Origin of the sequence: Ramlibacter sp. (genome assembly GCF_035706265.1) — a bacterium.
Classification (GTDB): Bacteria; Pseudomonadota; Gammaproteobacteria; order Burkholderiales; family Burkholderiaceae_C; genus Ramlibacter.
Genome location: NZ_DASSVG010000456.1, coordinates 1 through 2,242, shown reverse-complemented (window position 1 = coordinate 2,242; position 2,242 = coordinate 1). Strand labels below are relative to the sequence as shown.

Sequence of the window (2,242 nt, the reverse complement as noted above, 5' to 3'; positions counted from 1 at the left end):
CGGACGCAAAGGACGCGAAGAAACGCAAAGGACGCAAAAAAGACAGGAAGAAAACTTCAATGTCTTCTTTCTTCAATGTCTTCTTTTGCGTCCTTTGCGAAACCTTCGCGTCCTTTGCGTCCGGCTGTTCCGGCTGTCCGGCTGTTCCGGCAGTTGGATGTTCAGAACCAGTCGACCAGCCCCGACTGCTCGGCGTTCTGGGGGTTGGAGCCGGCGTCGCGCACGCGCTGCAGGGCCTGTTGCGTGTCCAGGCCCAGGGCCTTGAGCACGCAGGCGGCGGCGGCGCCGGTGCGGCCCACGCCGGCGGCGCAGTGCAGCAGCACCGCCTTGCCTTCGCGCAGCGTGTCGGCGATGGCCGCCACGTCGCGGCGGAACGCGGCCGGGTCCTCCGGCACGCCGAAGTTGCGCATCGGCACCTGCAGCCAGCGGAACGGCAGCCGGCCGCCGCCGATCGCCGCGTGGTAGTCGGGCGAGAGCTCCGCCAGCTCGGGCCGCGGCGTGAGGCACACCACCAGGCCCAGGCCGCAGCGCTGCGCCTCTGCCGTGAAGGCGTTCCAGGCCTGGAAGCGACCGGGCATCGGCCCCAGCCAGAGCTGGCCGGGCACTTCGGGCGGCAGTTCGACGCGTCGCAGCAGCATGCGCGGATTGTGGGCCCGGCCTACTCGCGCCGGCTGGCCCGCTGCTGCGCGACCGTCAGTTCGCTCACCGGCGCGGCGCGGTTGCCCCACGTCGACCGGATGTAGGTGAGCACGGCGGCGACATCGGCATCCGACAGCACCGGCGCGAAGGGGGGCATGCCGAAGGGGCGCGGCTGGCCGCGCGTGGCCGGCGCGAAGCCGCCATTCAGCACCACCTGCACCAGGTTGGCCGTCACCGGCAGCGTCACGGCGCGATTTCCCTTCAGGGCCGGATACGCATGGGGCACGCCCTCGCCCTGCTCGCCGTGGCAGGCGGCGCAGCGGTCCTCGTAGATCTTCGCCCCGCGCTGAACCATCTGCGCGGGGGCTTGCGGCAGCTCGCGCGGATCGGAGTCGCCCGGCGCCGGCGGCAGGCTCTTGAGGTACACGGCCATCGCGCGCAGGTCCGAGGGCTCCAGGTACTGCGTGCTGTGCAGCACCACTTCCGCCATCGGGCCCAGCACGGTGCCGCGCGGCGCGCTGCCGGTGGCCAGCAGCTGCTGGATCTCCTCGATCGGCCAATCGGCCACGCCGGCTTCGCCGGGGGTCGCGAGCGAAGGCGCGTACCAGTTCTGCATCGGGATCAGCCCGCCCGAGAGGTCCAGCATGTCCTGCATGCCGCCCAGCGCGTTGCGCGCCGTGTGGCAGGCGCCGCAGTGGCCCAGGCCCTGCACCAGGTAGGCACCGCGATTCCATTCCGGCGTGCGCGAGGCGTCCTCCTCGTAGCGGTCGGGGCGGAAATACAGCGCCCGCCACACGGCCAGCGCCGCCTGCGTGCTGTAGGGCCAGCGCAGCCGGTGCGGCCGGTTCGGCTTGTTCACCGGCGGCAGGCTGCGCAGGTAGTCGAACAGCGCGTCGACGTCGGCACCGCTCACGCGCGTGAAATGGGTGTAGGGGAAGGCCGGGATCAGCAGGTGGCCGTCGCGCGAGCGGCCCTCGTGCATCGCGCGGCGGAAGTGCGCGGCCGACCAGGCGCCGATGCCGGTCTCGGCGTCGGGCGTGATGTTGCTTGCGTAGACGGTGCCGAAGGGCGTCTCGATCGCGCGCCCGCCCGCATAGGCCGCGCCGCCGCGCTCGGTGTGGCACAGCATGCAGTTGCCGGCGCGGGCGAGGTAGGCGCCGCGCGCCACCTGCTCGCGCGTCGGCGGCGCCGAGGGCGGCTTGTCGTGCACCCGCGCGCCGCCCCAGTAGTTGAACATCCACACGAAAGCCGCCAGGGCCAGCAGCAGGCCGGCGACGGTCCAGAGCACGCGCCGCACGATCATCGGGCGCTTCCTGCCACGGGCGGCTGGGCCGAGCCGCAGCGCATGGGCGGCGGCTCCGGCGCGGGGGGCGGGGCCGCCGCCTTGCGGCTCCTGCGGCCCTTCTTCTTCGGCGGCGGCTCGCTGCCGGGCGCGGCGGCCGGATGCGGATCCTTGGGCAGGGGCTCCGCGGCCAGGAAGCTGGTGACGGCGGACAGGTCCTCGGGCGAGAGCCGGCGGGCGATCTCCGCCATGCAGTCGGGCGCCAGCGAGGGCCGCTGGCCGTTGCGCCAGGCGCCGAGCTGCGCATTGAGGTAGTCGGGC

The 2,242-nt window shown here is 72.8% G+C and carries 3 protein-coding genes; all 3 read right to left on the bottom strand.

Annotated elements, in window-relative coordinates:
• Positions 1-161: 161 nt before the first annotated feature.
• On the bottom strand, positions 162-638 hold the full coding sequence (locus VFM98_RS16450) for a protein-tyrosine phosphatase family protein (RefSeq protein ID WP_325110979.1): 477 nt from the start codon (positions 636-638) through the stop codon (positions 162-164).
• A gap of 20 nt (positions 639-658) precedes the next feature.
• A complete protein-coding gene (locus VFM98_RS16445) occupies positions 659-1,942 on the bottom strand; it encodes a cytochrome c (protein WP_325110978.1) in 1,284 nt (427 codons plus the stop codon).
• A partial coding sequence (locus VFM98_RS16440) for a c-type cytochrome (protein WP_414709041.1) occupies positions 1,939-2,242 on the bottom strand: 304 nt, incomplete at its 5' end. The genes VFM98_RS16445 and VFM98_RS16440, both read right to left, overlap by 4 nt.

What these genes read in the sequence shown, in the direction of transcription:
- VFM98_RS16450 (WP_325110979.1), bottom strand. Translation starts at nt 638, where the DNA reads ATGCTGCTGCGACGCGTCGAACTGCCGCCCGAAGTGCCCGGCCAGCTC.
- VFM98_RS16445 (WP_325110978.1), bottom strand. Translation starts at nt 1,942, where the DNA reads ATGATCGTGCGGCGCGTGCTCTGGACCGTCGCCGGCCTGCTGCTGGCC.